Origin of the sequence: Marinicauda pacifica (assembly GCF_004793635.1) — a bacterium.
Lineage (GTDB): Bacteria > Pseudomonadota > Alphaproteobacteria > Caulobacterales > Maricaulaceae > Marinicauda > Marinicauda pacifica.
In genome coordinates this window covers 355,914-379,157 of the sequence record NZ_SRXV01000002.1, presented here as the reverse complement: position 1 = coordinate 379,157, position 23,244 = coordinate 355,914, and the positions used below count along the sequence as shown (strand labels likewise).

The 23,244-nt window shown below is 67.2% G+C and carries 28 protein-coding genes; 14 read left to right on the top strand and 14 right to left on the bottom strand.

The annotated features are described in order from the left end of the window. Positions 1–4: 4 nt before the first annotated feature. Both rcdA and E5162_RS08220 read right to left on the bottom strand, forming a co-directional pair. Positions 5–541, bottom strand: a complete 537-nt coding sequence (gene rcdA, locus E5162_RS08225; protein WP_135944743.1) for a protease adaptor protein RcdA — start codon at positions 539–541, stop codon at positions 5–7. Positions 542–671: 130 nt separating this feature from the next. Beyond that, positions 672–860, bottom strand: coding sequence for a DUF1192 domain-containing protein (locus E5162_RS08220; protein ID WP_158291245.1), 189 nt, complete (start codon positions 858–860; stop codon positions 672–674). A 66-nt stretch (positions 861–926) separates the two neighbouring features. Here E5162_RS08220 and E5162_RS08215 point away from each other — a divergent pair, with 66 nt between their 5' ends. Further along, complete coding sequence (locus E5162_RS08215; RefSeq protein ID WP_135944739.1) at positions 927–1,913, top strand: NAD(P)H-quinone oxidoreductase; 987 nt, start codon at positions 927–929, stop codon at positions 1,911–1,913. A 173-nt stretch (positions 1,914–2,086) separates the two neighbouring features. Beyond that, positions 2,087–2,740, top strand: coding sequence for a DUF1013 domain-containing protein (locus E5162_RS08210; protein ID WP_135944737.1), 654 nt, complete (start codon positions 2,087–2,089; stop codon positions 2,738–2,740). A gap of 81 nt (positions 2,741–2,821) precedes the next feature. Here the strand turns inward: E5162_RS08210 and E5162_RS08205 are convergent, their stop codons facing one another. From E5162_RS08205 to E5162_RS08195, 3 genes are all read right to left on the bottom strand, one after another. Beyond that, positions 2,822–3,634: an SDR family NAD(P)-dependent oxidoreductase gene (locus E5162_RS08205; RefSeq protein ID WP_135944735.1), complete on the bottom strand. Its 813-nt coding sequence runs from the start codon at positions 3,632–3,634 to the stop codon at positions 2,822–2,824. A gap of 76 nt (positions 3,635–3,710) precedes the next feature. Then, complete coding sequence (locus tag E5162_RS08200) at positions 3,711–4,574, bottom strand: tetratricopeptide repeat protein (RefSeq protein ID WP_233342072.1); 864 nt, start codon at positions 4,572–4,574, stop codon at positions 3,711–3,713. A 133-nt stretch (positions 4,575–4,707) separates the two neighbouring features. Continuing rightward, positions 4,708–4,890: a YdcH family protein gene (locus E5162_RS08195; protein WP_135944731.1), complete on the bottom strand. Its 183-nt coding sequence runs from the start codon at positions 4,888–4,890 to the stop codon at positions 4,708–4,710. Between the two features lie 93 nt (positions 4,891–4,983). Between E5162_RS08195 and E5162_RS08190 the strand changes: the two genes are divergently transcribed. The 3 genes from E5162_RS08190 (at position 4,984) to E5162_RS08180 (ending at position 6,466) form a co-directional block, all read left to right on the top strand. Continuing rightward, positions 4,984–5,628, top strand: a complete 645-nt coding sequence (locus tag E5162_RS08190) for a UbiX family flavin prenyltransferase (protein WP_206751076.1) — start codon at positions 4,984–4,986, stop codon at positions 5,626–5,628. Continuing rightward, positions 5,625–6,137 carry a TIGR02444 family protein gene (locus E5162_RS08185; protein WP_158291244.1) on the top strand — a complete coding sequence of 171 codons (513 nt, stop codon included), beginning with the start codon at positions 5,625–5,627 and terminating at the stop codon, positions 6,135–6,137. The genes E5162_RS08190 and E5162_RS08185 overlap by 4 nt, the downstream gene beginning before the upstream one ends. A 119-nt stretch (positions 6,138–6,256) precedes the next feature. Further along, positions 6,257–6,466, top strand: a complete 210-nt coding sequence (locus E5162_RS08180) for a YdcH family protein (RefSeq protein ID WP_135944726.1) — start codon at positions 6,257–6,259, stop codon at positions 6,464–6,466. Here the strand turns inward: E5162_RS08180 and E5162_RS08175 are convergent, their stop codons facing one another. After that, a complete protein-coding gene (locus E5162_RS08175; RefSeq protein ID WP_135944724.1) occupies positions 6,467–7,198 on the bottom strand; it encodes a GGDEF domain-containing protein in 732 nt (243 codons plus the stop codon). 155 nt (positions 7,199–7,353) lie between these two features. On the opposite strand from E5162_RS08175, the gene purE reads away from it, so the two are divergent. Further along, positions 7,354–7,857 carry a 5-(carboxyamino)imidazole ribonucleotide mutase gene (purE, locus tag E5162_RS08170; protein ID WP_135944723.1) on the top strand — a complete coding sequence of 168 codons (504 nt, stop codon included), beginning with the start codon at positions 7,354–7,356 and terminating at the stop codon, positions 7,855–7,857. 3 nt (positions 7,858–7,860) lie between these two features. After that, positions 7,861–8,934, top strand: coding sequence for a 5-(carboxyamino)imidazole ribonucleotide synthase (locus E5162_RS08165; protein ID WP_135944722.1), 1,074 nt, complete (start codon positions 7,861–7,863; stop codon positions 8,932–8,934). A 5-nt stretch (positions 8,935–8,939) separates the two neighbouring features. Here E5162_RS08165 and E5162_RS08160 read toward each other — a convergent pair whose 3' ends face one another. Beyond that, positions 8,940–9,665, bottom strand: coding sequence for a COQ9 family protein (locus tag E5162_RS08160; protein ID WP_233342071.1), 726 nt, complete (start codon positions 9,663–9,665; stop codon positions 8,940–8,942). A gap of 181 nt (positions 9,666–9,846) precedes the next feature. On the opposite strand from E5162_RS08160, the gene rpsU reads away from it, so the two are divergent. After that, positions 9,847–10,182, top strand: a complete 336-nt coding sequence (gene rpsU / locus E5162_RS08155) for a 30S ribosomal protein S21 (RefSeq protein ID WP_371872226.1) — start codon at positions 9,847–9,849, stop codon at positions 10,180–10,182. Between the two features lie 86 nt (positions 10,183–10,268). Here rpsU and E5162_RS08150 read toward each other — a convergent pair whose 3' ends face one another. From E5162_RS08150 to E5162_RS08140, 3 genes are all read right to left on the bottom strand, one after another. Beyond that, complete coding sequence (locus E5162_RS08150; protein WP_135944721.1) at positions 10,269–11,537, bottom strand: MgtC/SapB family protein; 1,269 nt, start codon at positions 11,535–11,537, stop codon at positions 10,269–10,271. Positions 11,538–11,632: 95 nt separating this feature from the next. Next, positions 11,633–12,403 (bottom strand): enoyl-CoA hydratase/isomerase family protein, encoded by a 771-nt coding sequence (locus tag E5162_RS08145; RefSeq protein WP_135944719.1) that lies wholly within the window; start codon positions 12,401–12,403, stop codon positions 11,633–11,635. Between the two features lie 8 nt (positions 12,404–12,411). Next, positions 12,412–13,611: an acyl-CoA dehydrogenase gene (locus tag E5162_RS08140; protein WP_135944717.1), complete on the bottom strand. Its 1,200-nt coding sequence runs from the start codon at positions 13,609–13,611 to the stop codon at positions 12,412–12,414. Between the two features lie 198 nt (positions 13,612–13,809). Here E5162_RS08140 and E5162_RS08135 point away from each other — a divergent pair, with 198 nt between their 5' ends. After that, complete coding sequence (locus tag E5162_RS08135) at positions 13,810–14,232, top strand: thioredoxin family protein (protein WP_158291243.1); 423 nt, start codon at positions 13,810–13,812, stop codon at positions 14,230–14,232. Next, positions 14,229–15,047, top strand: a complete 819-nt coding sequence (locus E5162_RS08130; RefSeq protein WP_135944713.1) for a PhzF family phenazine biosynthesis protein — start codon at positions 14,229–14,231, stop codon at positions 15,045–15,047. Before E5162_RS08135 ends, E5162_RS08130 begins: the two co-directional genes overlap by 4 nt. A 15-nt stretch (positions 15,048–15,062) precedes the next feature. Here E5162_RS08130 and E5162_RS08125 read toward each other — a convergent pair whose 3' ends face one another. Next, entirely contained in the window at positions 15,063–15,542 is a 480-nt protein-coding gene (locus E5162_RS08125) for a hypothetical protein (protein WP_135944711.1), read from the bottom strand. A 177-nt stretch (positions 15,543–15,719) separates the two neighbouring features. Here E5162_RS08125 and E5162_RS08120 point away from each other — a divergent pair, with 177 nt between their 5' ends. Beyond that, entirely contained in the window at positions 15,720–17,006 is a 1,287-nt protein-coding gene (locus E5162_RS08120) for a trypsin-like serine peptidase (protein ID WP_233342069.1), read from the top strand. Positions 17,007–17,360: 354 nt separating this feature from the next. Here the strand turns inward: E5162_RS08120 and E5162_RS08115 are convergent, their stop codons facing one another. Further along, positions 17,361–18,395, bottom strand: a complete 1,035-nt coding sequence (locus E5162_RS08115) for a DUF481 domain-containing protein (protein WP_158291242.1) — start codon at positions 18,393–18,395, stop codon at positions 17,361–17,363. A 111-nt stretch (positions 18,396–18,506) separates the two neighbouring features. On the opposite strand from E5162_RS08115, the gene E5162_RS08110 reads away from it, so the two are divergent. After that, on the top strand, positions 18,507–19,238 hold the full coding sequence (locus E5162_RS08110; protein ID WP_158291241.1) for a lysoplasmalogenase: 732 nt from the start codon (positions 18,507–18,509) through the stop codon (positions 19,236–19,238). Between the two features lie 7 nt (positions 19,239–19,245). On the opposite strand, the gene rpoH is transcribed toward E5162_RS08110, so the two are convergent. Beyond that, positions 19,246–20,133 carry an RNA polymerase sigma factor RpoH gene (rpoH, locus tag E5162_RS08105; RefSeq protein WP_135944706.1) on the bottom strand — a complete coding sequence of 296 codons (888 nt, stop codon included), beginning with the start codon at positions 20,131–20,133 and terminating at the stop codon, positions 19,246–19,248. Positions 20,134–20,402: 269 nt separating this feature from the next. Here rpoH and E5162_RS08100 point away from each other — a divergent pair, with 269 nt between their 5' ends. Together E5162_RS08100 and E5162_RS08095 are read left to right on the top strand one after the other, a co-directional pair. Beyond that, positions 20,403–20,975 (top strand): GNAT family N-acetyltransferase, encoded by a 573-nt coding sequence (locus E5162_RS08100; RefSeq protein ID WP_135944704.1) that lies wholly within the window; start codon positions 20,403–20,405, stop codon positions 20,973–20,975. A gap of 87 nt (positions 20,976–21,062) precedes the next feature. Then, a complete protein-coding gene (locus E5162_RS08095) occupies positions 21,063–22,193 on the top strand; it encodes a redoxin domain-containing protein (protein ID WP_135944702.1) in 1,131 nt (376 codons plus the stop codon). Here the strand turns inward: E5162_RS08095 and E5162_RS08090 are convergent. Beyond that, a complete protein-coding gene (locus E5162_RS08090) occupies positions 22,190–23,200 on the bottom strand; it encodes an RluA family pseudouridine synthase (protein ID WP_135944700.1) in 1,011 nt (336 codons plus the stop codon). The genes E5162_RS08095 and E5162_RS08090 overlap by 4 nt on opposite strands. Between the last annotated feature and the right edge of the window lie 44 nt (positions 23,201–23,244).

Sequence of the window (23,244 nt, the reverse complement as noted above, 5' to 3'; positions counted from 1 at the left end):
TGCCCTAGATCCGCGCGCCGAAGGCGTTTTCCAGGCGCGAGATGTGGCTCTGGACCGGGTTGGGGGTCTGACCCTCGAAGCTTTCGCTCTCGGCAAAGAGGCTCTGGTCCAGGCGGCGTAGGCGCTGATAGAGGGTCACGCCGCGCTCGACCAGATCAGCGAGGCGGACCGGGCAGGGATCGTCGCCGGCCGGCCAGGCGGCGTCGGAGCCGCGCACTTCGGACAGGCGGTATTTCTCGTCGGCGGCCTCGGCCGGCGTCATGTCGCCCTCGGCGACCGCGCGCTGGGCCAGAAGCCAGGAGGCCGACTGCATCAGGCGGGTGGTCAGCGCCATGCTCTCGGCCGCGTAGGACAGGGCGCCGGCGCGTCCGAGACGCTTGGCGTCCTCGCGGCCCGGCCCGTCGAGATAGGCTGCCGTTTCCTCGACCAGATCCATCCCGTCGCGGAACAGCTTGCGAAACACATCCGACCCGGCGAAATCGGCGACACGTTGCGCGGGCGATTTGATCTGGCCGTCCTGGCTGGTCTCGATAGGGGTCATCTGGTTTCTCTTGCGTTGCCGGGTTGGGACGCTGTGTCCCGAATTAACGTCTAAGGAGCAAATCCGGGGCCAACCGGGCCGCGCGGGGTGCGCCGGAGTGCACCGCAGTGCACCGGGAGGTCAGCCAGGTTCAGATCTTGAACACCGCGTCGGCGGCGGCCAGACCTTCGCGTTTCCTGTCGATGAAGGTGTCGGTGCGTTTGAGTTCGGCTTCCAGTACGGCCTTGCGATCTTCCAGATCCTCGATGGAGAACCCGGATAAATCCTCTCCGGGCACAATGGCCGCAGCGTTTGCACGCGGCGCGTCTTCATGGAACATGGACGGCCTCCCTAGAGTGGCTTGAACGAGCGATTGTAGCGAGGCAGCCGAGGAGAGTCCCGTCCCATGAGTCAAAATCATACATCGCGCATCGTCATCGCGCCCGAGCCGGGCGGTCCCGAGGCACTGAAACTGGTCGAACGCACGCTGGCACCGGCCGGGCCGGGCGAGGTGCTGATCAAGGTCGCGGCGAGCGGGGTGAACCGGCCCGACGTGTTCGAGCGCCAGGGGCTCTATCCGCCGCCGCAGGGGGCGCCGGAAGGTCTCGGCCTGGAGGTCTCCGGCCATGTGATCGAGGCGGGCGCAGGCGTTGAAGGCCTGGCCGAAGGCGATGCGGTCGTCGCGCTGGTCGCCGGGGGCGGCTATGGCGATATTGCCCGCGCGCCGGCGCCCTGCGTGCTGCCGGCCCCGGCCGGGTTGAATATCGAGCACGCCGCCGGCCTGCCCGAGACCGTCTTCACCGTCTGGTCGAACGTGTTCGACCGGGCGGGCCTGAAACCCGGCGAGGCCTTGCTGGTCCATGGCGGGGCGAGCGGTATCGGCACGACCGCTATCCAGATGGCCAAGGCGCACGGCGCGCGCGTGTTCGCGACCGCCGGAGACGCGGCCAAATGCGATCTCTGCCGCCGCCTCGGGGCCGATAGCGTCTTCAATTACAAGAGCGAGGACTGGGCGGCCGGGGTGAAGGAGGCGGGCGGCGCGGACGTGATCCTGGACATGGTCGGCGGCGATTACGTGCAGAAGAATCTGTCCTGCCTGAACCGCGACGGACGGCTGGTCATGATCGCCTTCCTGCAGGGATCGCGCGTCGAGGTCGACCTGATGGGCCTGATGCTGAAGCGCCAGACGATCACCGGCTCGACGCTGCGCGCGCGCCCGGTGGAGGAGAAAGGCGCGATCGCCCGCGCGGTTCACGCCACGGTGTGGCCGTGGATCGAGGCGGGCAAGGTCGACCCGCACATCGATACCCTCTTCCCGCTCGACGAGGTGCGCGAGGCGCATGCGCGCATGGACTCAGGCGAACATGCGGGCAAGATCCTGCTGCGTCCCTGATTACGGGTGTGGTTTTCAACCCGGCCCCGAGCGGCTATATTGCGGTTAAATCCTCTTCCATCTGAGACCTGCGTTTCGTTTGAAAGAGGCCGGAACGACGGAAAACCCGGCGCCCGGCGCCGGGTTTTTGCGTGTTGCGACCATGGCGTCTAACCAAAAGGATTTCAGGACTGATGGCCGACATTTTGATGCCGAAAGCGACTGCGGTCTGGCTCGTGGACAATACCGCCTTGTCCTTCGAGCAAATCGCCGATCTGTGTAATCTGCACCGCCTCGAGGTGAAGGGCATTGCCGATGGCGATGTCGCCGCCGGCGTGCGCGGCGCCGACCCGGTTGCGGGCGGCCAGCTCTCGCGCGAGGAAATCGAGAAGGCGGAGAAGGATTCCACCTACCGCCTGACGCCGCTGCCGCCCAAATATGCCGAGCTTCATGCCCCGCAGAAGCGCCGCGGTCCGCGCTACACGCCGCTGTCGCGCCGCCAGAACCGTCCGGACGCGATCGCCTGGCTGGTGCGCAACCACCCCGAGCTGACCGACGGGCAGATTTCCAAGCTGGTCGGCACGACCAAGACGACGATCGAGGCGGTGCGCGAGCGCACGCACTGGAATTCGAGCAATATCAAGCCGACCGACCCGGTCTCGCTGGGACTGTGCAGCCAGATCGAGCTCGACGAGCAGGTGAAGAAAGCCTCCGCGCGCCGTCAGAAGATGGAAGACGAAGGCCAGGTGGAATCCGCGCAGGACACGCTGACCCCGGCTGAAGAGGCCGAAGAGGGCGCCGGCGCACCGACCACGCTGGACGAATTGTTCGGCAAGCCGAAAGACTAGCGCGGCGTTATAGCGCCTTTGAAGAAAAAGCCCCCGGTCACGTCTGGCCGGGGGCTTTTTTTATTATGGCGCCGGGTGAACTCAGTCGTCCCGCTTGCTCATCGTGTAGTTCAGGGCGAGGCGGCCGCCATCGGCGTAGATGCATTCCCCGGTGATGTAGCTGGCGTCTTTCGAGGCCAGGAACCAGGCGATGGAGGCGATCTCGTCCGGGTCGCCGAGGCGTCCGAGCGGGGTCCGGCTCATAATGCGTTCGAGCGCGACCTTGTCGTCGGAGACGGCTTTCAGCAGATCGGTATTGATCGAGCCCGGTCCGATGGCGTTGACCCGGACGCCCTGGGAGGCGAGGGCCAGGGCCATCGACTTGGTCATCTGGTTGAGCGCGCCCTTCGACATCGAGTAGGCGAGCTGGTTGGGGATGGAGACCTGCGCGTTGACCGAACTCATGTTCACGATGGCGTAGCGCTTGCGGCATTCGTCGCTGCGCATGCTCTCGTCCTCGATCTGGCCGACGATCTGGCGCGCGACGGCGCGTGCGACCAGGAAGGCGCCGCGCAGATTGACGCCCATCACGCGGTCGAAATCGGCCACTTCGAGATCGAGAATATCGCCGTCCGCGACGATGGCGGCGTTGTTGATGAGGACATCGACCCGGTCGAAGGCCGAGCGGGTCTCGGCCATCAGATTGGCTACGGCCAGCTTGTCGGAGACATCGCAATCGACGAAGAGGGCCCGGCCCTTGCCCGCGTCGAGATCCTTGGCGAGCGCCTCGCCGGCGTCTTCCTCGACATCGGCGATGACGACCCTGACGCCCTCCTCGACGAAACGCCGCGCGCACGCCGCGCCGATCCCGCGCGCGCCGCCGGTGATGATCGCCACGCGATCTGACTGAGCCATGCTCTCTTACTCCGGGTCAAACAAGCCGGCGCGCCATATCGCGCGGACGGGACCGGATGTAAACCGGTCCGGCGGCCTAATGGGTCCGTTCGTAGTCTTCCGCGATGGTGTCGCTGTCCGGATCGAGCTCGTAGGCGCGGGCAAACAGGCGGCGCGCCTCGCGCTCGCGTCCGACCTGTTCGAGCGCGGAGGCGAGCGAGTGGACGATGGCGCCGCTTTCTGGATCGGCCTCGACCGCCTGCTCGCACAGGGACAGGCCCTGGGCGGCGCGCCCGTCATTGACCAGCGCCCAGCACAGCGCATTCAGCGCGTCCGGGCTTTCCGGCTCGATGGCGACGGCCTCGCGCGCGTCCTCGACGGCACGTTCATACAGCTCAAGCTCGATGAAGGCGGCCGAGCGCCCGACCCAGCCGGACAGGAAGCCGGGCTCGGCGCGCACGGCGCGGTCGAACGCGGCAACCGCTTCGGCATGCTGCTCCAGGTCCATATGGGCCGAGCCCAGCAGGACATGGGTGAAGGCGTCGTCGGGCACGCCGGCGGCGGCGATTTCCAGATCCTCGATCGCGTCGGCCGGACGCTCGAGCTGGAGATAGGCCACGGCCCGGTTGCGGCGCAGGAGCGGGTTGTCCGCATTGCCGCCCTGATCCTCGATCAGCGCGAAAATCCGGTTGAAGGCGATGAGCGCCTCGCGGCCCTGCTCCAGCCCGAGATGGGCACTACCCAGGCGCAGCCGCAGCTCCGCCTCGACCGGCCAGTCATACTGGCGGGCATTCAGGCAGGCCTCGAAGGCCTCCACGGCCCGTCCGGCGTCGTTTTCCGACAGGGCGTCATAGCCGTCAGGGCAGATCTCGGCGCGCTCGCTGGCGCTCTGACTGCACGCGGGCGCGCTGGTCAGTGCGAAAGCGGCGCCCAGTGCGGTCAAGGCAGGCAGGACTTTCACGATGGCCATCCTCCGTTTCGAAGGGGCCACTCTGCCCATTTGCCGCGCCGCCGCAAAGAGCGGGTCTGCAGACAATCGCCGTGGTGTGACAAAAAAGGCCGGGAGCGGTGCTCCCGGCCTTCCGGTCTACCTGTCAGGAGGCCAGCGGCTCATCCTGTTCGAGGGCGGCAATCTCTTCCTTCAATCGAAGTTTTTCCCGTTTGAGTTTGGCAAGAAGGAGGGTATCGGCGGAGGGATGCTTGAGTTCCTCTTCAATGCGGGTCTCCAGCTTGCTGTGCCGGGCATTGAGTTCACGGATACGCGATGCAGTTGGCATATGAGCCTCCTTCGCTATGTAGAGACGTGTATTGAAACACCAGACCCCCCTCCCTGAAAAGGGTAAAACCGCTCCGGCGCACGGATGAATGACATGAGCGTGAAAAATCGATTGATTATCGGGGTGTCCGGGGCGTCGGGCGTGATTTACGGCGTGCGCGCGCTCATGGCCTGCCGCGAGCTGGGGGTGGAAAGCCATCTGGTGGTGACCAAGGCCGCCGAGATGACGCTGTCCTACGAGACGGGGATGAAGCCGAGCGCGCTGCATGAGCTGGCCGATTATTCCTACAAGCTGCCCGATGTCGGCGCACCGATCTCCTCGGGCAGTTTCAAGACGCTGGGCATGTTGATCGCGCCCTGCTCGGTGCGCACGATGAGCGAGATCGCCACCGGGGTGACCTCCAACCTGCTGACCCGATCCGCCGACGTGGTGCTCAAGGAGCGCCGCCGGCTGGTGGCGATGGTGCGCGAGACGCCGTTCCATCTGGGCCATCTGCGCACGATGACGGCGCTGACCGAGATGGGCGGGATCATCATGCCGCCTCTGACCGCCTTCTACGCCCATCCCGAGACGCTGGACGACATGATCAACCAGTCGGTGGGCCGGGCGCTCGACCTGTTCGGGCTGGACTGGACGCCGACGCGGCGCTGGGGCGAGGATTTGGAGCAGGGTCGACGTCCGTCTGCGGCGCGATCGTCCGGACCGGGCGATGGCGGCCGGGGGGACGGGGCACCGTGAACGCGCCGGACGGATTCTGGAGCTTTTCCACCGGCGTCTATGCCGGCGAGGGCGTGCCGGCGGCGTGTCTGGCCTTTCAGAGCGAGGGGCTGGACGTCAATCTGGGCCTGTGGATCTGCTGGGTCGCGGCGCGCGGCGGCGAGCCGCTGGACCGGCTCGACGCGGCGATGGCCCTGAGCGCGCCGTGGAAGCAGCAGGTGGTCGAGCCGCTGCGGGCCGCGCGCAACGGTCTGAAGCCGGCGCCGGACGGGTTTGAGGGCGAGGAGGCGCAGGCGCTGCGCCGGGCCATCCTGAAGGCCGAGCTGGAGGCCGAACGCCTGCAGCAGGCGCGTCTGGAGCCGCTGGGGCTGGCGTGCGGACCGGCCGAGAGCCAGGACGAGCAGAGCGGCGAGGGCGGCGCGAGGGCGCGCGCCGAGGCCGGACTGAGACGCTATGCCGGGACGCAGGTCGATCGTGTACGCATAGCGGCATTCGCGGAAAGGATTTTCTCCGCGCTCGAAAAAATGTAGTATGGCGCGATCCGGCCGAGTGCGAACGACCCGTATGTCGGGCCTCGGCCCCCTACCGGATATGATGGCTTCATGCGCGGCGGCCTGCCGCGGCGCCGCAAGAGGGATTTGACGGCCTGATGGACGGAGAAATCGATTATACCGGCCTGCGCGAACGCCTGGCCGCGCTGCGCGGGCAGCACCGCGATCTCGACGGTCAGGTGCGCGCGGCGCAGGAGAACGGGCTGATCGACCAGCTCAAGCTGGTCCGGCTGAAACGCCAGAAGCTGCAATTGAAGGACGAGATCACCTTCATCGAGGACCAGCTGAACCCCGACATTATCGCCTGATCAGGCGCGCGCCGACGCCGCCTTGCGCGCATACATGGCCGCGTCCGCCTGGTTCATGGCGGTTTCCACGCTCACGCCGCGTTCGATCGGATGGACGCCCCAGGCCGCGCCCACGCGCAGCTCGCTTCCCTCATACAGGATCGGGGTGTTGGCGATGGTCTCGGCCAGCTCGCCGGCCTTGTGCTCGGCCTGGCCGGCCGGTGTCAGCGTCAGGACCAGACCGAATTCATCCCCGCCCAGCCGGCCCACCGCATCGGTTTCGCGCACATGGGCGACCAGGATGTCGGCCACGGCGCGCAGGGCCGCATCGCCGGCGGCATGGCCGTGGGTATCGTTGATCTGCTTGAAGCCGTTGAGATCCATGTAGACGAGGGCAGAAGGCGCATCGTGGCGCTCGGCCAGGGCGAGCGCGCGCGAGACCTCGCGCAGGAAGGCGCGGCGGTTGAGCACGGGCAGGAAGACGTCGCGGTCGGCCAGGGTTTCAAGCTCGCGCACCTTGGAGCGCAGTGCATCGGTGTCCTTGCGCAGCTGATCGACCTCGCCCATCAGCGACAGCAGGGCGCGCTGCACGTTCGGCGTCAGCTCGTTCTGGGGCACACCCATGATGGAGGCTGTATCGGACACGCTCGCGCCCGCGCGCGAGGAGCGTGCGCCTGAGGTCTTTTCGCGTTCGGTCCGCGATGCCGGGGCAGATACGGCGCCGGTCACCGACTGGCCAGAGCGGATGCGCATGGCGGGCCTTTCCAGGAAGTCCGTCGTCTGCCCAAAACATGGCCCCCGGCCAGTTAAGAAAAGGTCAAGGTTAAGCGCGGCGCAAGCGCTGCTGCTTGACGCGCGGCGGCGCACAATTAATCTGCCGCGCTTTCCCGCCGTCCAGGATAGAGATCATGAGCGACGCGACCGCCGCCAGTGCTGCCCCCATTGCCGTTGTCATGGGCTCGCGCTCGGACTGGCCGACCATGAGCGAGGGCACCGCGCTGCTGGATGCGCTGGGCGCGGCCTATGAGGCCAAGGTGGTGTCCGCCCACCGCACGCCGGACCGGCTGAGCGAGTTTGCCAGGACGGCCCGGGCGCGCGGGGTGAAGGTCATCATCGCCGGGGCCGGCGGCGCGGCCCACCTGCCGGGCATGATCGCGGCGCATACGAGCCTCCCGGTGCTGGGCGTGCCGGTCCAGTCGAAAGCGCTGAGCGGACTGGACAGCCTTCTGTCCATCGTCCAGATGCCGGCCGGCGTGCCGGTGGGCACGCTCGCCATCGGCAAGGCCGGGGCGAAGAATGCTGCGCTGATGGCCGTGTCGATCCTGGGGCTGAGCGACCCGGAGCTGGCCGCGCGCCTGGACAACTGGCGCGCCGAGCAGACCGCTTCGGTGCCTGAAACCGTCGAGGACTAGACGATGACTGCGCCGCTGAAGCCTGGAGCCCGGATCGGCATTCTCGGCGGGGGACAGCTCGGACGCATGCTGGCGCTGGCCGCCGCGCGCCTCGGCTTCGATGCGGTGATCTACGCTCCCGAAGAGGACAGCCCGGCCGGGCGCGTCGCCTGCGAGACGGTGCGCGCGGCCTATGCCGATCTCGATGCGGTGCGCCGCTTTGCCCAGAGCGTGGATGTTGTCACCTATGAGTTCGAGAACGTGCCGGTCGATACCGCGCGCGCCGCGGCCGAGCACGCGCCGGTGCGCCCGGATCCCAAGGCGCTGGAAGTCGCCCAGGACCGGGATGTGGAGAAGAGCTTCCTGAACGCCCATGGCGGCACGACCGTGCCGTTCAGGGCCGCGGCGACGCTGGACGAGCTGCGCGCGGCGGTTCAGACCATCGGCACGCCCTCCATCCTTAAGACGCGCCGCTTTGGCTATGACGGCAAGGGCCAGGCGGTGCTGAACTCGCCGGACGACGCGGAGGCTGCCTTCGAGGCGGTGGGCGGTGCGCCCTCCATCCTGGAGGGCTTTGCCCGGTTCGAGCGCGAGGTGTCGATCATTGCCGCCCGGTCCCTGTCGGGCGAGGTGCGCGCCTATCCGCTGGCGCTGAACACGCACACGGACGGCATCCTGCGCGAGAGCGCGGCGCCGGCCGAGGCCGACGACCGCACCCGCGAGGCGGCCTTTGCCATCGCGACGGAGATTCTCGAAGCGCTCGATTATGTCGGGGTGATCGGTGTGGAGCTGTTCGACCTGGGCGATGGGCAGCTACTGGTCAACGAGATCGCGCCGCGCGTGCACAATACCGGTCACTGGACGATGGATGCCTGCCTCTGCGACCAGTTCGAGCAGCATATCCGCGCGGTGGCGGGCTGGCCGCTGGGCGACCCCGAACCCTTCGCGCCGGCGCGCATGATCAACCTGATCGGCGAGGACGCGAATGACTGGCAGCGCTGGCTGTCGGAGCCGGGCGCGGTGCTGCACCTCTATGGCAAGCGCGAGGTGCGTGAGGGCCGCAAGATGGGCCATGTGAACATCGTGGAACGCGGTTAGGGGTCTCAGCTCCGCCGGCCCGGGCCGTAGCGCAGACGGGCGGCGAGGGCGGTCAGGTCGGGCAGGCCGGACGTCGTCTTGCGCCATTGCGCCTTGACCTTCTCGATCTGCATGACGTTGGAGATGCGGCGGTCGAGAAAGGCGCGGGTTTTCGGCTTTTCCGGATCGTGCTCGTCCAGCCAGATGGCCAGGGTCGAGGCGTAGACGCCCGAGAGAATTGCGCGCTTGGAATAGAAATTACCGTCCGTGGACGTGTCTCCGATGGCGCGCCAGATCGTGTCCGACGTGGCCCAGAGGAGGCGCGCGCCACGGTCGAGCGCGTCGGGCAGGAGCAGGCGGGCGCGGGCGCGCACCGCGGCGTCCTCCTCACCCTCATACTGTTCCAGCCGGATCATCACGGCGCGGGTGACCTTGTCGCGAATCCGGTTGGGCGGACCCTCGGCCTCGATCTGGGCGCGCGCGGCGGCGTCGCCCTGGCGCGACCAGGTCTCGAGCAGGTCCAGCACCCCGCCCGGGCAGTAAAGCTCGATCTCGCCCGGCGAGAGGCCGGCGATTTCGCCCGCGCGCGCCAGCGTCGCCTCGTTCCAGCCTTCGAAGGCAGCCTCCGGGATGGCCGCCTCCAGCAGAGCGCGGCGGGCCGCAGCGGCGCGCGGGAAACGCTCCTCCTGGGCGCCGGAGCTGTCTTCGCTTCTGTCTTCGGCGGGCGGCGGCATGTCTTGAGTCTGGGTCATGAGCTCCTACATAATGGTTGTCGGCGCGCGCGTCACGCGGACGCCCTGACGCAGCCTGTTTGCGCGGCCGCCCGGCCGATCGGGTGCGTCCTGGCGCAGCAGCAAGGCGCGTGCGACTCCATCGCCTGTATGGACACCGGCTTCGGCCTCTGCTAAAGCCCGCGCCTCTTTAGTAGCGATCATGCGCGGATGCGAGGGAACGGATACGTCTCGCGCCCGTTCCGTGTTTAACTCAAGTCTGCGGCCCAAGGCCCGTTGCGAAGTCCAGGGAGAGAGTACCATCGTTCAGATCGTCGTGCGCGATAACAACGTTGAGCAAGCGCTCAAGGCGTTGAAAAAGAAGATGCAGCGGGAGGGTACCTTCCGCGAGATGAAGCGCCGCAACCATTACGAGAAGCCGTCCGAGAAGCGCGCGCGCCAGAAGGCCGAGGCGATCCGCCGGGCCCGCAAGCTGGCCCGCAAGCGCGCCCAGCGCGAAGGTCTGCTGCCGAGCAAGAGCGGCACCGCACGCCGCTAGGCGTCCGCGCACCTTTAAAGGGTCGCTCGCTAGCTAAAGAAAACGCCGTCCCGGCTGCCGGGGCGGCGTTTTCGCGTGGACGGGTGCTAGAGCCAGAGCATCGCCGCGTAGGTGCCGGTCCCGGCTGCCAGCCCCGCGAGCGAGGCCAGGCCGTAGGGCCAGGCAAATCCCTGACGTCCGATGACCCCGCCCAGCACGCCTTTCGAGACGGTGTCGGCCCCTACCGCGACCAGTACTGCCACCACGCCCGTGGCATGCGGGACCGTATCGTTGGTGACCATCCGTCCGGCGGCAAGCGTAATGGCGTCGACATCCACCAGCCCGGCAATCGCGGCAAAGCCCACCAGACCCTGCTCGCCCCAGACATGGGAGGCCAGGCGGGCCAGGACGACAACGGTCACAAGAAGCAGCGCGATCTGGGCGATGAATCGCAGGTCGAGCGGGTTGCCCGGCGTGGCGGGCATGTCTGAATCGGCATGCCTGAGCGCGCGGCGTCCGAGGCCGAAGGCGATCAGGATGGAGGTCAGGCTGGCGACGGCCAGGGGCGGGCCTGCTGTCGTCAGCAAGGCCGGGGCGACAATGGCCAGCAGCACGAGGACGCGCGCCATCATCACACCATTGCCGAGTGTGGCGACCGAGGCGGCAAGGCGGGGCGCCGCCTCGCCCTTTGCGGCGCGCCTGGCCATGTCGATCGTCATCGCCGTGGACGAGACCAGAGCGCCAGCCACACCCGCGACAAAGAGCCCGTGGCGCGGACCGAAAATGCGAAGGCCGGCATAGCCGGCAAAGGAGGCGGCGGCCAGCAGGAGCGTGAGGAGCCAGAGCTCGTGCGGATTGAAGGCGCCCCAGGGGTCGAGAGCCCGGTCGGGCAGCAGCGGCAGGGCGAGCAGCGTGGCGGCGAGCAGGAGCAGGGCCGAGCGCAGCTCCGGCCAGGTCAGCTGACGCAGCCAGCCGTGCGACAGGCCCTTGCCGGCCAGAATCGCTGTGAGCGCAATCCCGGCCGCCGCCGCTTCCTGGATGTGTCCGAGGCTCGCCAGCGCACCGAGTGCGAAGACCGCAATGCCGGCGATGAGGCCGGTGATGGAGACATCGTCCTCACGCCAGATCTCGCTCGCCTTGTAGAGGGTCCAGGGCAGCGCGAAGGCAAAGACCAGGGCAAGAAACGCCGCCGGTCCGAGCAGGAGGCCCAGAATACCGGACAGACCCCCGAGCAGCCCGATCAGCGTGAAGGTCCGCAGTCCGGCGACGCGCGTGCCTTCCACGTCCTCGCGCTGCTTCCAGCCGCGCTCGACGCCAACAAGGAAGCCGATCGCCAGGGCCGCGGCGAGCCGCTCCATCATCTCGAAGAACTCCATGCGTCGCCCGTTTCCTGCCTTGAAGCTGCAAACCCGAGCCTCCGATGGCTGAGAGGTTTAAGCAAGCAGCAGGTGAGCCGACGTCTGGTCCGCCCCTAGAAGCGCGGTTTGCGCTTTTCCAGGAAGGCGCGATAGCCCTCGTCGAAATCGGCGCTGGAGAAGGCGTCCAGGAACATGGCTTCGGTCTCGGCGTCGTCCTCGGCCTGGCCGGCCGCGATGCGCGCGAGCATGGCCTTGGTCATCCGGGCCGAGCGGGCCGACCCCGCACAGATGAGATCGATATAGGCGGCGAGCGCCTCGTCGAGCGCTTCCGGGCCTTCCAGACGGTCGATCAGCCCGAGCGCGAGCGCTTCCTTGTCGCCGACCATGCGCGCAGTGAAGAGCAGGTCCTTCGCCGTCGAGACGCCGGCCAGGTCGACAAGGCGTTTGAGATCGTTGAACGGGTAGAGCAGGCCCAGCTTGCCGGGCGTGATGGCGAAACGGGACCCGAGCGCGGCAAAGCGCAGATCGCAGGCGAGCGCCAGCGCATAGCCGCCGCCCACACATGCGCCCTCGATGCGCGCCAGCACCGGCTTGGACACGGCGGCCAGGGCGTCGAGCGCGCGGGCAATGGTCCGCGAATAGGCCGCCGCCCGGTCCGGCGTGGCGTAGACATCCTCGAACTCGGAGATGTCCGCGCCGGCGGCAAAGCTGCCGCCGCGCCCCGTGACGATGAGCACGCGCACCCGGTCGTCGGTCTCGACCTGCTCCAGCAGGCCGGGAATGGCCTGCCACATCGCCTCGTTCAGCGCATTGCGCTTGTCGGGGCGGTCGAGAACCAGGCGCGCGACGCGTCCGTCGGTCTCGAGCGTGATCGCCTCTGTCACGCCGACGCCTAGTAGAAGGCCTGCAGCCCGGTCTGGGCGCGGCCGAGAATGAGGGCGTGCACGTCGTGCGTGCCCTCATAGGTGTTGACCGTTTCCAGATTCACCGCGTGGCGAAGGATATGATATTCCTCGGCAATGCCGTTGCCGCCGTGAATGTCGCGGGCCTGGCGGGCGATATCGAGCGCCTTGCCGCAATTATTGCGCTTCATCAGCGAGATGGCCTCGGGCACGTAGGCGCCCTCGTCGAGCAGGCGGCCCAGGCGCAGCGCGCCCTGGAAGCCGAGCGCGATTTCGGTCTGCATGTCGGCGAGCTTCTTCTGCACCAGCTGCGTGGCCGCGATCGGCTTGCCGAAGACGATGCGTTCCATGGCGTATTCGCGCGCGGCCAGCCAGCAGAACTCGGCTGCGCCCATGGCGCCCCAGCTGATCCCGTAGCGCGCCTTGTTCAGGCAGGAGAAGGGGCCGCGCAGTCCTTTCACGTTCGGCAGGAGCGCGTCTTCGGGCACGAGCGCGTCGTTGAGCGAGATGGAGCCGGTCACCGAGGCGCGCAGGCTCATCTTGCCCTCGATCTTCGGGCAGTCGAAGCCGTCGGTGCCCTTTTCCACCACGAAGCCGCGAATCTCGCCGTCGAGCTTCGCCCAGACCACGGCGAGGTCGGCGATGGGCGAGTTGGTGATCCACATTTTCGAGCCGTTGAGCAGATAGCCGCCCTCAACCTTCTTGGCGGTGGTGCGCATGGCGCCCGGATCGGAGCCGCCATCGGGTTCGGTCAGTCCAAAGCAGCCGACCCATTCGCCGGTGGCCAGCCTGGGCAGGTATTTCTGCTTCTGCTCCTCGGTGCCGAAGGCTTCGATCGGGTACATGACCAGGGAGGACTGCACGCTCATCGCCGAGCGGTACCCGGAATCGACCGCCTCGACCTCGCGCGCGATCAGACCGTAGGCGACGTGGGAGAGCCCTGCGCCGCCATATTCTTCCGCAACGGTAGCGCCGAGCAGGCCCAGCTCGCCCATCTCGGTCATGATCTCGCGGTCGAAGCGTTCCTCGCGATAGGCCGACAGGACGCGCGGCAGGAGCTTGGTCCGGCAATACTCGCGCGCGGTGCGCGCCACCATGCGTTCCTCTTCGGAGAGCTCCCGGTCGAGGTGGAGCGGATCCTCCCAGGAGAAGGTCACGCGCGTTTCGTTCGCAGCATCCAGGGCAGCCATGGCTCTTGTCCTTTTTCCGCCGGCTCGATGACGTCGACAGGCCGTCATCTAGCCGGACGCCGGCTCGCGGCCAGCGCAAAACGTATCATGGCCCGGTTGGTAGCCGAGAGCGGCATGGGCGAGCAAGTCTCGCCCTCTTGCCGGCACAGGCGCGCGCGTCTAGGTGAAAAGCTCCTTTCCGCAGCCTGGAGCCCGGCAATGAGCGAGGCCCGCCCGTTTGACGAAGCCGAAGATGCCAGCCCCTGCGTGGCTGCAGCGCGCGAGCGCGCGCAGGACTCCGGCCGCGCGCTGATGCTGGTCTTCGGGGCCAACTGGTGCCCGGATGCGCGCGCCTTTGCCGGCTTTCTCGAGGAACCGGCCATCACCGAAGGACCGGGCAGGCGGCTGGAAACCGTGCTCGTCGATGTGGGACGGCACGACCGGCATCAGCAGCTGGTCGCCGCTTTCGGCCTCGACGTTCCGCTGGAGGGCGTGCCGGCCGTGCTGGTGCTCGACGCCGGCGGCCGTCCGATCGATGCTGACAATCTCTATCGCTGGCGCACGGCCCGGTCGGCCGATCCGGGCGCGGTCGCGGCCTGGCTGGAGACAATTCTGCCCCCCACGTCCGGAGACGCATCATGACGCGCACCTTTCCCTATGCCGAGCTGCATGCCTTTCCCGACGGCGATGCGCCGCACACCGGCAACCCGGCAGGGGTGACGCTGCTGGAGGAGGCCCTGCCCGACGCCGATCTGCAGGGCATCGCCAAGTCGAACAATCTGTCGGAAACGGCGTATCTGCTGAAGCAGGACGAGGATTTGTGGCGCTTGCGCTGGTTCACGCCGGGCCAGGAGGTCGATCTGTGCGGCCATGCGACGCTGGCCTCCGCCGTCTGGCTGTTCCGCAACGATCACGTGACCGGCGAGGAAGCGCGTTTCGAGACGGCCTCGGGCAGGCTGACGGTGCGCCGGGCGGGCGATCTGTTCGAGATGAACTTCCCTGAAGTGGGCTACAAGCCCGGCGAGCGTCTGGATGCGGTGGTTGCCGCGATGGGCGGGATCGAGCCGTCGGCGGTGTACGAAGTGGCGCGCATCCATGGCGCGCGCTACCAGATGCTCGTCTATGCCAATGAGGCCGATGTCGCGCGCCTGCGCCCCGATACCGGCGCGCTGGCGGCGACGGGGGTCAATGTCCTGGCGACCGCGGAGGGCAAGAGCGCGCACTTCGTGTCGCGCTTCTTCTGTCCGGCGCTGGGACTGGATGCCGAGGATCCTGTCACCGGTTCGGCTCATTGCACGCTGGCGCCCTACTGGGCGGAGCGGTTGGGCCGGAGCGAGATGAATGCGCGCCAGATCGGCCCGCGCCCCGGCGCGCTGAGTGTGCGCACCGGGGACGATGGCCGCGTGCGCCTGATCGGGACAGCACGCGATTATCTTTCAGGCGAGATCACCCTCTAGCCCGCAAGCAGGGGCCTAGAACCGGAACTCGAAGCTCAGCCCCGTGCCCACGCCGTGGCCCCGCTGATAGCCGCGCCCGGCACCGCGCCAGTCGATATGGACCGGCACATGGCCGTAACGGGTCTGGACGACATAGGAGTTCAGGCGCGGGCTGTAGACGGCATGCGTCGGTCGCATGCGATGATCGTAGCGGGCGCGCTCATACCGGCTTGGGACGTAGACCCAGGCGCGCGGGGGGCAGCTCAGCACCCGGCGGTCGCGACGGTCGGTGCGCCGGTCATAGCGGTTGTGGCGATCATAGCGGTCGTAGCGATCATGGCGCCGGTCGCGCAGATCCTCGCGCAGGTCCGGGCAGGCGGCGGCGCTGACGACGAAATGGCCTTGCGGCGCCTGCCAGCGCGCGCCACGATCATTGGCATGCGAGGCGGCAGACAGGGCCACCGCACCGGTGGCAGCCAGCAAGGTGGTCGCGAGAAGTTTCGACAGGCGGGTCATAGTGGCCTCCAGATTCAGTTGACGGTTTTCGCGTCACGATGGAGCCATTCTGCCGCGCCGTAGCTGAACCCGGCGTGGGTGTATCCTTCATCCCCGGTTCATGCTTGTGAACGAAATTGCGGGATTGGCAGTCCGGCTGGGGGACAGACGGGCCGGACAGGAAAACAGGGGCGGTTTGTGCGTGTTCTTCACACTGTGTGCGCGGTCCTCGCGCTGATTTCGATTGCGGCGCCGGCGTGGAGCCAGGCGGCGGCACCAGAGCGGCTCAGCGCGCGCGACCTGCAGCACTGGCTGACCAGCGTTCAGAAGCCCGGCAAACCGGGCGCCGGTGTCAGCGCCATCGGCGGCAATGATAGCTGCCAGCACGCCAACGACATGGAATGCGACGAGCCGGGCGTGGGTACCGGCGCCTGCCCGGCCGGGACGGACCGGTCCGATTGCTGGCGCATCATGAGCGGCGAGGAGGACAATTCCTGCCAGTGGGCCCATGACGGCGAATGCGACGAGCCGCGCCTGGGCACGGGCGTGTGCACGCAAGGCACAGACCTCGCCGATTGCGGGGATCTGAGCGGGCTGCGCTTTCGCACCGATGCCTGCGATCTGGCCTTCAACGGGGTTTGCGACGAGCCGGGCGAAGGCACGGGGCGCTGCGAGGCGCGGACCGATCGCAGCGATTGCGCCGGCCGCGAGCGGCCGATGAGTTTCGACGATCATTTCTTCGGCCGCGACGACCGGGTCCTGCTCGATACCGGCGAGGCGCCCTGGAGCCGCATCGGCACGGTGTCGATGGACGCGGGCGGCACGTGCACCGCCACGCTGATCGGACCGGACATCCTCCTGACCGCGGCCCATTGCATCGAGGGCGAGCAGGGCCGCGTGAATGCGCGCGGGACATTCGAAACCGGTTTTGACCGTCAAGAGGGCCCGGTGCGCGCCCGCGTCATCGACTATCTCACCGACCCCGGTCGCGCCGCGGCCGTGGGCACGGAGCAGGACGACCCGCTCGACTGGGCCCTGCTGCGGCTCGACCGGCGGCTGGGCGACACGGTCGGCTGGCTGGGCGTGCGCACGCTGACCCGCGATCTTGGCCGCCGCGCCGGACTGGAGGAACGCATCTATCAGGCCGGGTACTCCTGGGACACGGGCGAGAATCTGTCGGGTAATACCGATTGCCGCGTGGTCGAGATCTACGCCGACACCACGTTCGCGCATGAATGCGACACCACGCAGGGCGATTCCGGCTCGCCCTTCCTGATCGAGGACGAGGGCGACTGGTTCGTGATCGGCAGCGATTCCACCTATCGCCGGGTCGAGACCGGCCCGGTCATCAATATCGCCGTGGGCGCGGAAGCCTGGGTCGACCGGCTCGAGGCGTTCGCCTCGGGCGAAGCCGGGGCGAACGCCACCCGCCCCATGGGCGGTGGCAAGCCGGGCGTGACCGGGGCCAGAAAGCCGGGCGGGTAGGGGGCACTTCGCCGGGTCCCGGGTGTGCGCGCTCCGCCCGGGATTTCAGCGCTCCACGCTCTCTGGATCCCGGATCAAGTCCGGGATGACGAGGTTTGTTGTGGTTTGAAAAACCCCTCTCCTTTCGTCATTCCGGGCGAGCGTAGCGAGACCCGGAACCCAGAGAGGGCCAGATTCCGACGCGCGTCATCCGACCCTTCGAGGCCCGGCTTTGCCGGGCACCTCAGGGTGAGGGGGATGCGTGACATTGAGTGACGTAAATCATCGATATATCAAAGTCTTAAAGCCAATCCACCTCCCTCATGCTGAGGTGCGAGCAAAGCGAGCCTCGAAGCATCGAAGGCGCTGCTCCGCCTAGAACTCGCGCACGATGGAGATGTCGGTGCGGGTGTCGCTCTCCTCGAAGCCGGGTTCGGGCTCGAACTCGTGGCGGTAACGCAGTTTCAGTTCGAGCGCCCAGACCTCGCCCAGTGCCGTGGAGACCACGAAGCGCTGGTCGGCCCGCGACTTGTCCGACACCAGAAGCGAGGATTCCGAGGAGAAGCTGACCGCATCCGTCCAGGCGGTGGAATAGTCGGCGCCGAGATCGAGCGCGCCGCGCGCCTGGTTGGGCCGATCGGGTTCGGACAGGACGCGGATGCCGGGACCGGCGCGCAGGACAAAATTCGTCGTGTCGTTCTCGATGAGCCGGTAGCCCACGCCCGCGCCCAGGAAGGTCGTCCAGTCATAGCCGGACAGGGCGTCCTGTTCGTACTCGCCGGACGCGTAGTAGGTGAAACGTTCCCCGGCCTCGCGTTCGCCGCGCGCATTGGCAATGAGTTCGTCTCGCCCGACCGAGGAATTGACCTCGGAGTAGGCGTACTCGATCGCGCCCTCAAAGCCCCAGCCGGCCAGGGCGCGCTTGATCTCCAGTCCGGCCAGATAGTCCTGACGGTCCGAGTTGCCGCTGTCGAAGCGGGCCCCGAGCCGGACGCGGCCATCCCAGAGGTCGGACTGAGCGCCGTAGAAGGCCGAAGCGACTTGGGCCGGGGCACGGCGCCAGACGGCCGCGGCGGGGGTGCCGGACTCGGCTGGAGCGGCCTGCGGCGTGTCATCGGCCGGGGCCGGCTCGACCGGCTGGTCGGCGGCAGCCTCGGCAACCACGGGGCCGAGTACGCCCTGCGCCGCGTCGAGGCGTCCCATGCGGGCGGCCGCATCAAAGGCAACGTCGCGCCCTTCGCTCAGCGCGATCAGGCGCAGCGCATCGGCCAGATCGTCGGCGTTGCCGCTCCGGGCTGCCGCATCGAGCAGGCGCTGGAGCGCGGGCTCCAGAACCGGCGCCTCCTGGGCCAGGACCGGGCCTGTCGCGAGCACCAGACCTGAAATTGCCGTCACTGCCGTCTTGCGCATGCCTCTTCCTTCCTTGCTCCCGCCTGTCGTACATGTCGGACATGTCGAACACCGGGGGCAGGTTCTAGGCCGCCCGGAGCGCATTTAAAGACCGGAGTGCAGGTTATGGAAATGTCGGGCGATACGAAGGCGGGCGCCATTCCGGGCTGGGCCGCGCCTGCCTATCTGGCGACGGCGCTGCTCTGCCTTGCCGGCTACTGGGTGATCGACATGGCGGGGCTTGGCGTGCCGGGATCGCCGATCATCAAGGCGTCGGGCATCGTGATGCTGGGACTGTTCGCGCTGATGCGCCGGGCTCCGGTGCTGGCGCTGGCGCTCTTCCTGTCGGCGATCGGCGATTATTCGCTGGAGATTCGCGGCGGTCTGGAGATCGGAATTGCCGCCTTCGCCTCGGCCCATGCGGTCTATCTCGGCCTGTTCATCTGGATGATACGGCGCGAGGGCTGGCGGCGGGACGGTCTCGTGCTGGCGGGCGCGCTGGCGCTTTACGGGGCGGCGATGCTGTCCTGGCTGCGCCCGGGCATGGGCGATCTGGCGTTTGCGGCAACGCTCTACAACGCGATCATCCTGGTGATGGCGATGGCGTCCGGCCTCGTGAAGGGGCCGCGCCTGCTCGCCATCGGGGCGGTCCTGTTCGTGATCTCCGACAGCCTTCTGGCCGCGGGGTGGTTCAAGGATGTGCGCCCGCTGGCCGAGATCAAGCCGGTCTGGATCACCTATGCCGCGGCGCAGATCTGCCTGGCGCTCGGTTTCAGCACGAAGCTGGCCGAGATGCGGCAAACGCAAAGCGCCGGCGCGGACGAGGTCCGGGCCGGCGCAGCGTCAGGGTCTGAACCCGGCTAGGGCAAGATCAGGCCTCGACCAGCTCCTGTTCGACGGCCAGGCGCTTCATTTCCTTCTGCAGCTTGTCGAAGGCCCGCACCTCGATCTGGCGGATGCGTTCGCGGCTGACCCCGTAGACCTGAGCGAGGTCTTCCAGCGTCTTGGGATCTTCGGTCAGGCGGCGTTCCTGGATGATGTGGCGCTCGCGCTCGTTGAGCTGGCCCATGGCCTCCTGGAGAAGCGTCATGCGGGTGTCGAATTCATCACTCTCGACCAGCGTGTCCTCGGCCGACTCTGCGTCCTTGTCGGTGAGCCAGTCCTGCCATTCGGCTTCGCCGTCCTGGCGCAGGGGCGCGTTCAGCGAGCTGTCAGGACCGGACAGGCGTCCGTTCATCGACATGACCTCGGCTTCGGTCACCCCAAGCTTGGTGGCGATTTCCTCTACCTGGTGGGGTTTCAGGTCGCCTTCCTCGAGCGCCTGCATCTTGCTCTTCATCCGGCGCAGGTTGAAGAACAGCTTCTTCTGCGCGGCGGTCGTGCCCATCTTCACCAGCGACCACGAGCGCAGGATGTATTCCTGGATCGAGGCGCGAATCCACCACATGGCGTAGGTTGCCAGACGGAAGCCCTTGTCCGGGTCGAATTTCTTGACAGCCTGCATCAGGCCGACATTGCCTTCGGAGATGACTTCGGCCACGGGAAGGCCGTAGCCGCGATAGCCCATGGCGATCTTGGCCACCAGGCGCAGGTGCGATGTGACCAGGCGGTGAGCGGCTTCGGAATCTTCATGCTCCTGCCAGCGCTTGGCCAGCATGAACTCCTCATCCTTTTCCAGCATGGGAAATTTGCGGATTTCGGACAGGTACCGGGACAGACCCGCTTCCGGACTGATCGATAATGTGGGTGCGTTGGCCATGTGTGTCTCCCTTCAGAAGACGGGCGGCGCCGATCGTGCCATCCATCCTCTCCCGCATCTTACGCTGCCAGGCAGCGCCGCTACCATGTAGGCAGGCAAAGCGGCTTGCGCGAGAGGGTCTTCACGTCGATGTGAACATTTCCTGCTGTCGATGGCATTGAATGCTATCGCAACGGCAAAATCATGGCGCAGGTTCCCCTTGCGTTGAAGTGACAATTCAGAAAGACATCGGTCCGGTTTCGTCAGGAATGACCGCCGGGGAGCGTGGAATGACTAGTCTGGAGGGCCGGTCTGTCGAGGACGGGGCGCGACCGCAGGTGAGACGTTGCGCCGCGGGGGACGAGACCGCGCTGGCGCTGGCGGGCAAGGCGACCTTTCTTGAAAGCTATGCCGGGATGATTGACGGCCAGGCCGTCATCCGTCATTGCGAGGAGCGCCAGACCGCGCCCTATTATGCCGCCGCGCTGGCCGATCCGGCACAGGCGCTGTGGATTGCGGAGATGGCACCGAATGCGGCGCCGGTCGGCTATCTGCATCTGACCGGGCCCGACCTGCCGGTCGAAACCGGACCGGGCGATCTGGAGATCAAGCGCATCTACCTGTTATCTCGGTTTCACGGCAGCGGTGCGGGCCGGGCCCTGTTCGAGGCGGCCTACCGGTTCGGCGTGGAGCAGGGCGCAGCGCGCCTCCTGCTTGGCGTCTACAAGGGCAATGAGAAGGCGCTGGGTTTCTATGCCCGGATGGGATTTGAAACCGTGGGCGAGCGCAGCTTCGATGTCGGCGGGGCGGTCTATGAGGACTGGGTCCTCGCCCGGGGGTTGCAGGGCGGATTGGGTTCGTGATGCAGAATGGCGTCAGTAGTCTTATGATAACCTAACGCTGTTTCGAATTAGCTATGGCAAGCCGATGCCGCGCATTACGGTTTTGTCATGACACCCGATCTTCGCCCCGTTCACGAGCGCTCCGCACCTTTCCTGAAAGCCTATGTCCAGGACATCGGGCCGGGCGATCCGGCTCCGGACGCCACGCTGATGGATCAGGACGGCCGGAGCCTGCGCTTGTTCGAAGATGCGTTCGCGGGCCGGCCGCTCGTCCTGGTGTTCTGCGGCTGCCTGAGCGAGTCTGCGACCCGGGCCGTGCTGGAGCGGTGTGCCGCCACCCAGGGCATGCTTGCGGCGGCCGGGGCCAACCTCATTGTCGTGACCGCCGACACAGACGGGCGCCGCGCGCGGCAGCTCCGCGTCGAGACCGGCCTTACAGCACCTGTTTGCGGCGATGCGAACGGCGCCGCCTTCGCGCAGTATGGCCTGGTGAAAGGCATCGATATTCCGGGGCGCCTGATCGAGCGTACCGTCGTCATCACCCCTAACCGTCAAGTGAGGTCCATCATGGACGATGCCGGATCCGCCGATGCTGCCGCAGCCCAGGTCCGCGCGCTGGCAGAAGAGGCGGCTTCGGCACGCGACTGGATTCCCGGCCATGCACCGGTGCTGATCCTTCCCAATGCGCTCGACCCGGAAGATTGCCGTCTCCTGATCGAACATTGCGAGGCGGGAGGCGAGTTCGCGATTGCCAAGACCGCCGCCCCGGGCCCTCAAGGCCTGAAAATCCCGGTTAGCGACTATAACCGCCAGGACCGGATCGACCATGTGATCCACGATCCGGCGATCCTGCAGCGCGTCGACCAGAAGCTGCACCAGCGCGTGCTGCCGATGATCCGCAAGGCGTTCGCCTTCGACGTGACCCAGCGCGAATCCCTGCATGTGGCACGCTATTCCGGCCGCCGCGACGGTATCGAGATCGGCCATCGCGACAATGTGGCCGCGTCGAGTGCCTACCGGCGTTTCGCCCTGTCGATCAGCCTGAATGACGATTACGAGGGCGGAGAGCTCGTGTTTCGCGAATACGCCGAGAAGGGCTATCGCGGGGCGCCGGGCACGGCGCTGGTCTTCTCTTCCTCGCTTCTGCACGAGATCGAGGAGACGACACGCGGCGTACGCTACAATCTCATCAGCCATTTCTACAACGAACAGTCGATGCGCGAGGCGCGCGGCGGCTAGAGCGACTCCAGGAAAGCCTGCAGCTTCTTCATGTCCTCGGGCAGCGGAGTCTCGACGCGAACGGCTTCGCCGGTGACCGGGTGGACGAAGCCCAGGACCGCCGCGTGCAGGGCCTGGCGCCGGAAATCCTTCAGCAGGCGATCGTCATCGGTGCGCGACAGGGCGGAGCTGCGCCCGCCGCGGCCATAGAGGGGATCGCCGAGGAGCGGACAGGCGATATGAGCGAGGTGCACGCGAATCTGGTGCGTGCGCCCGGTCTCCAGACGGCATTCCATGAGGCTGGCCATCGGCGTGCCGATCGCGGCCCTGGGCTCCTGGCCGAACGTCTTCAGCGTGGCATAGTTGGTGATGGCGTGCTTGCCCGCGTCGCTGTCATTGTCGCGCGCGACCGCGAATTTCTTGCGGTCACTGCTGGAGCGCACCAGGCGGGTTTCGATCCGTCCGGCCCGCGGCTGGGCCGACCCGCGCACGAAGGCCAGATAGACCCGCTCGATATCGTGTTTGGCGAAGAGCTTCTGCAGGCCCTGGTGGGCCGCATCGGTCTTGGCCGCGACCATCACACCGGACGTGTCCTTGTCGAGACGGTGGACGATGCCCGGTCGCTCCACGCCGCCAATGCCCGACAGGCTGCCGCGGCAATGATGGAGCAGGGCGTGGACCAGCGTCCCGGTCCAGTTGCCGGCCGCGGGATGGACCGTCATGCCGGCCGCCTTGTTGACGATGACCAGGTGTTCGTCCTCGAACAGGATGTCGAGCGGAATGTCCTCGGCCACCGGCTCGGCCTGCTCGGGCGCGGGGATCTCCAGAACATAGGTCGAGCCGGCCTGGACCTTGGCCGAGGGGTCGGTCAGCACCGCGCCGTCGGCCCGGAGCCGGCTGTCCTCGATCAGGGCCTTGCACCGGGTGCGCGACAGCGCTTCGAGCCGTTCGGCCAGGAATCGGTCAAGACGCGTGCCCTGATCGGCGTCCTCGGCGATGATCTCGTGACTTTCGACGGCGTCGCTCATGGTCGTTCCTTACACAAATGTGACAGCTAACGTGTTGTCACGGC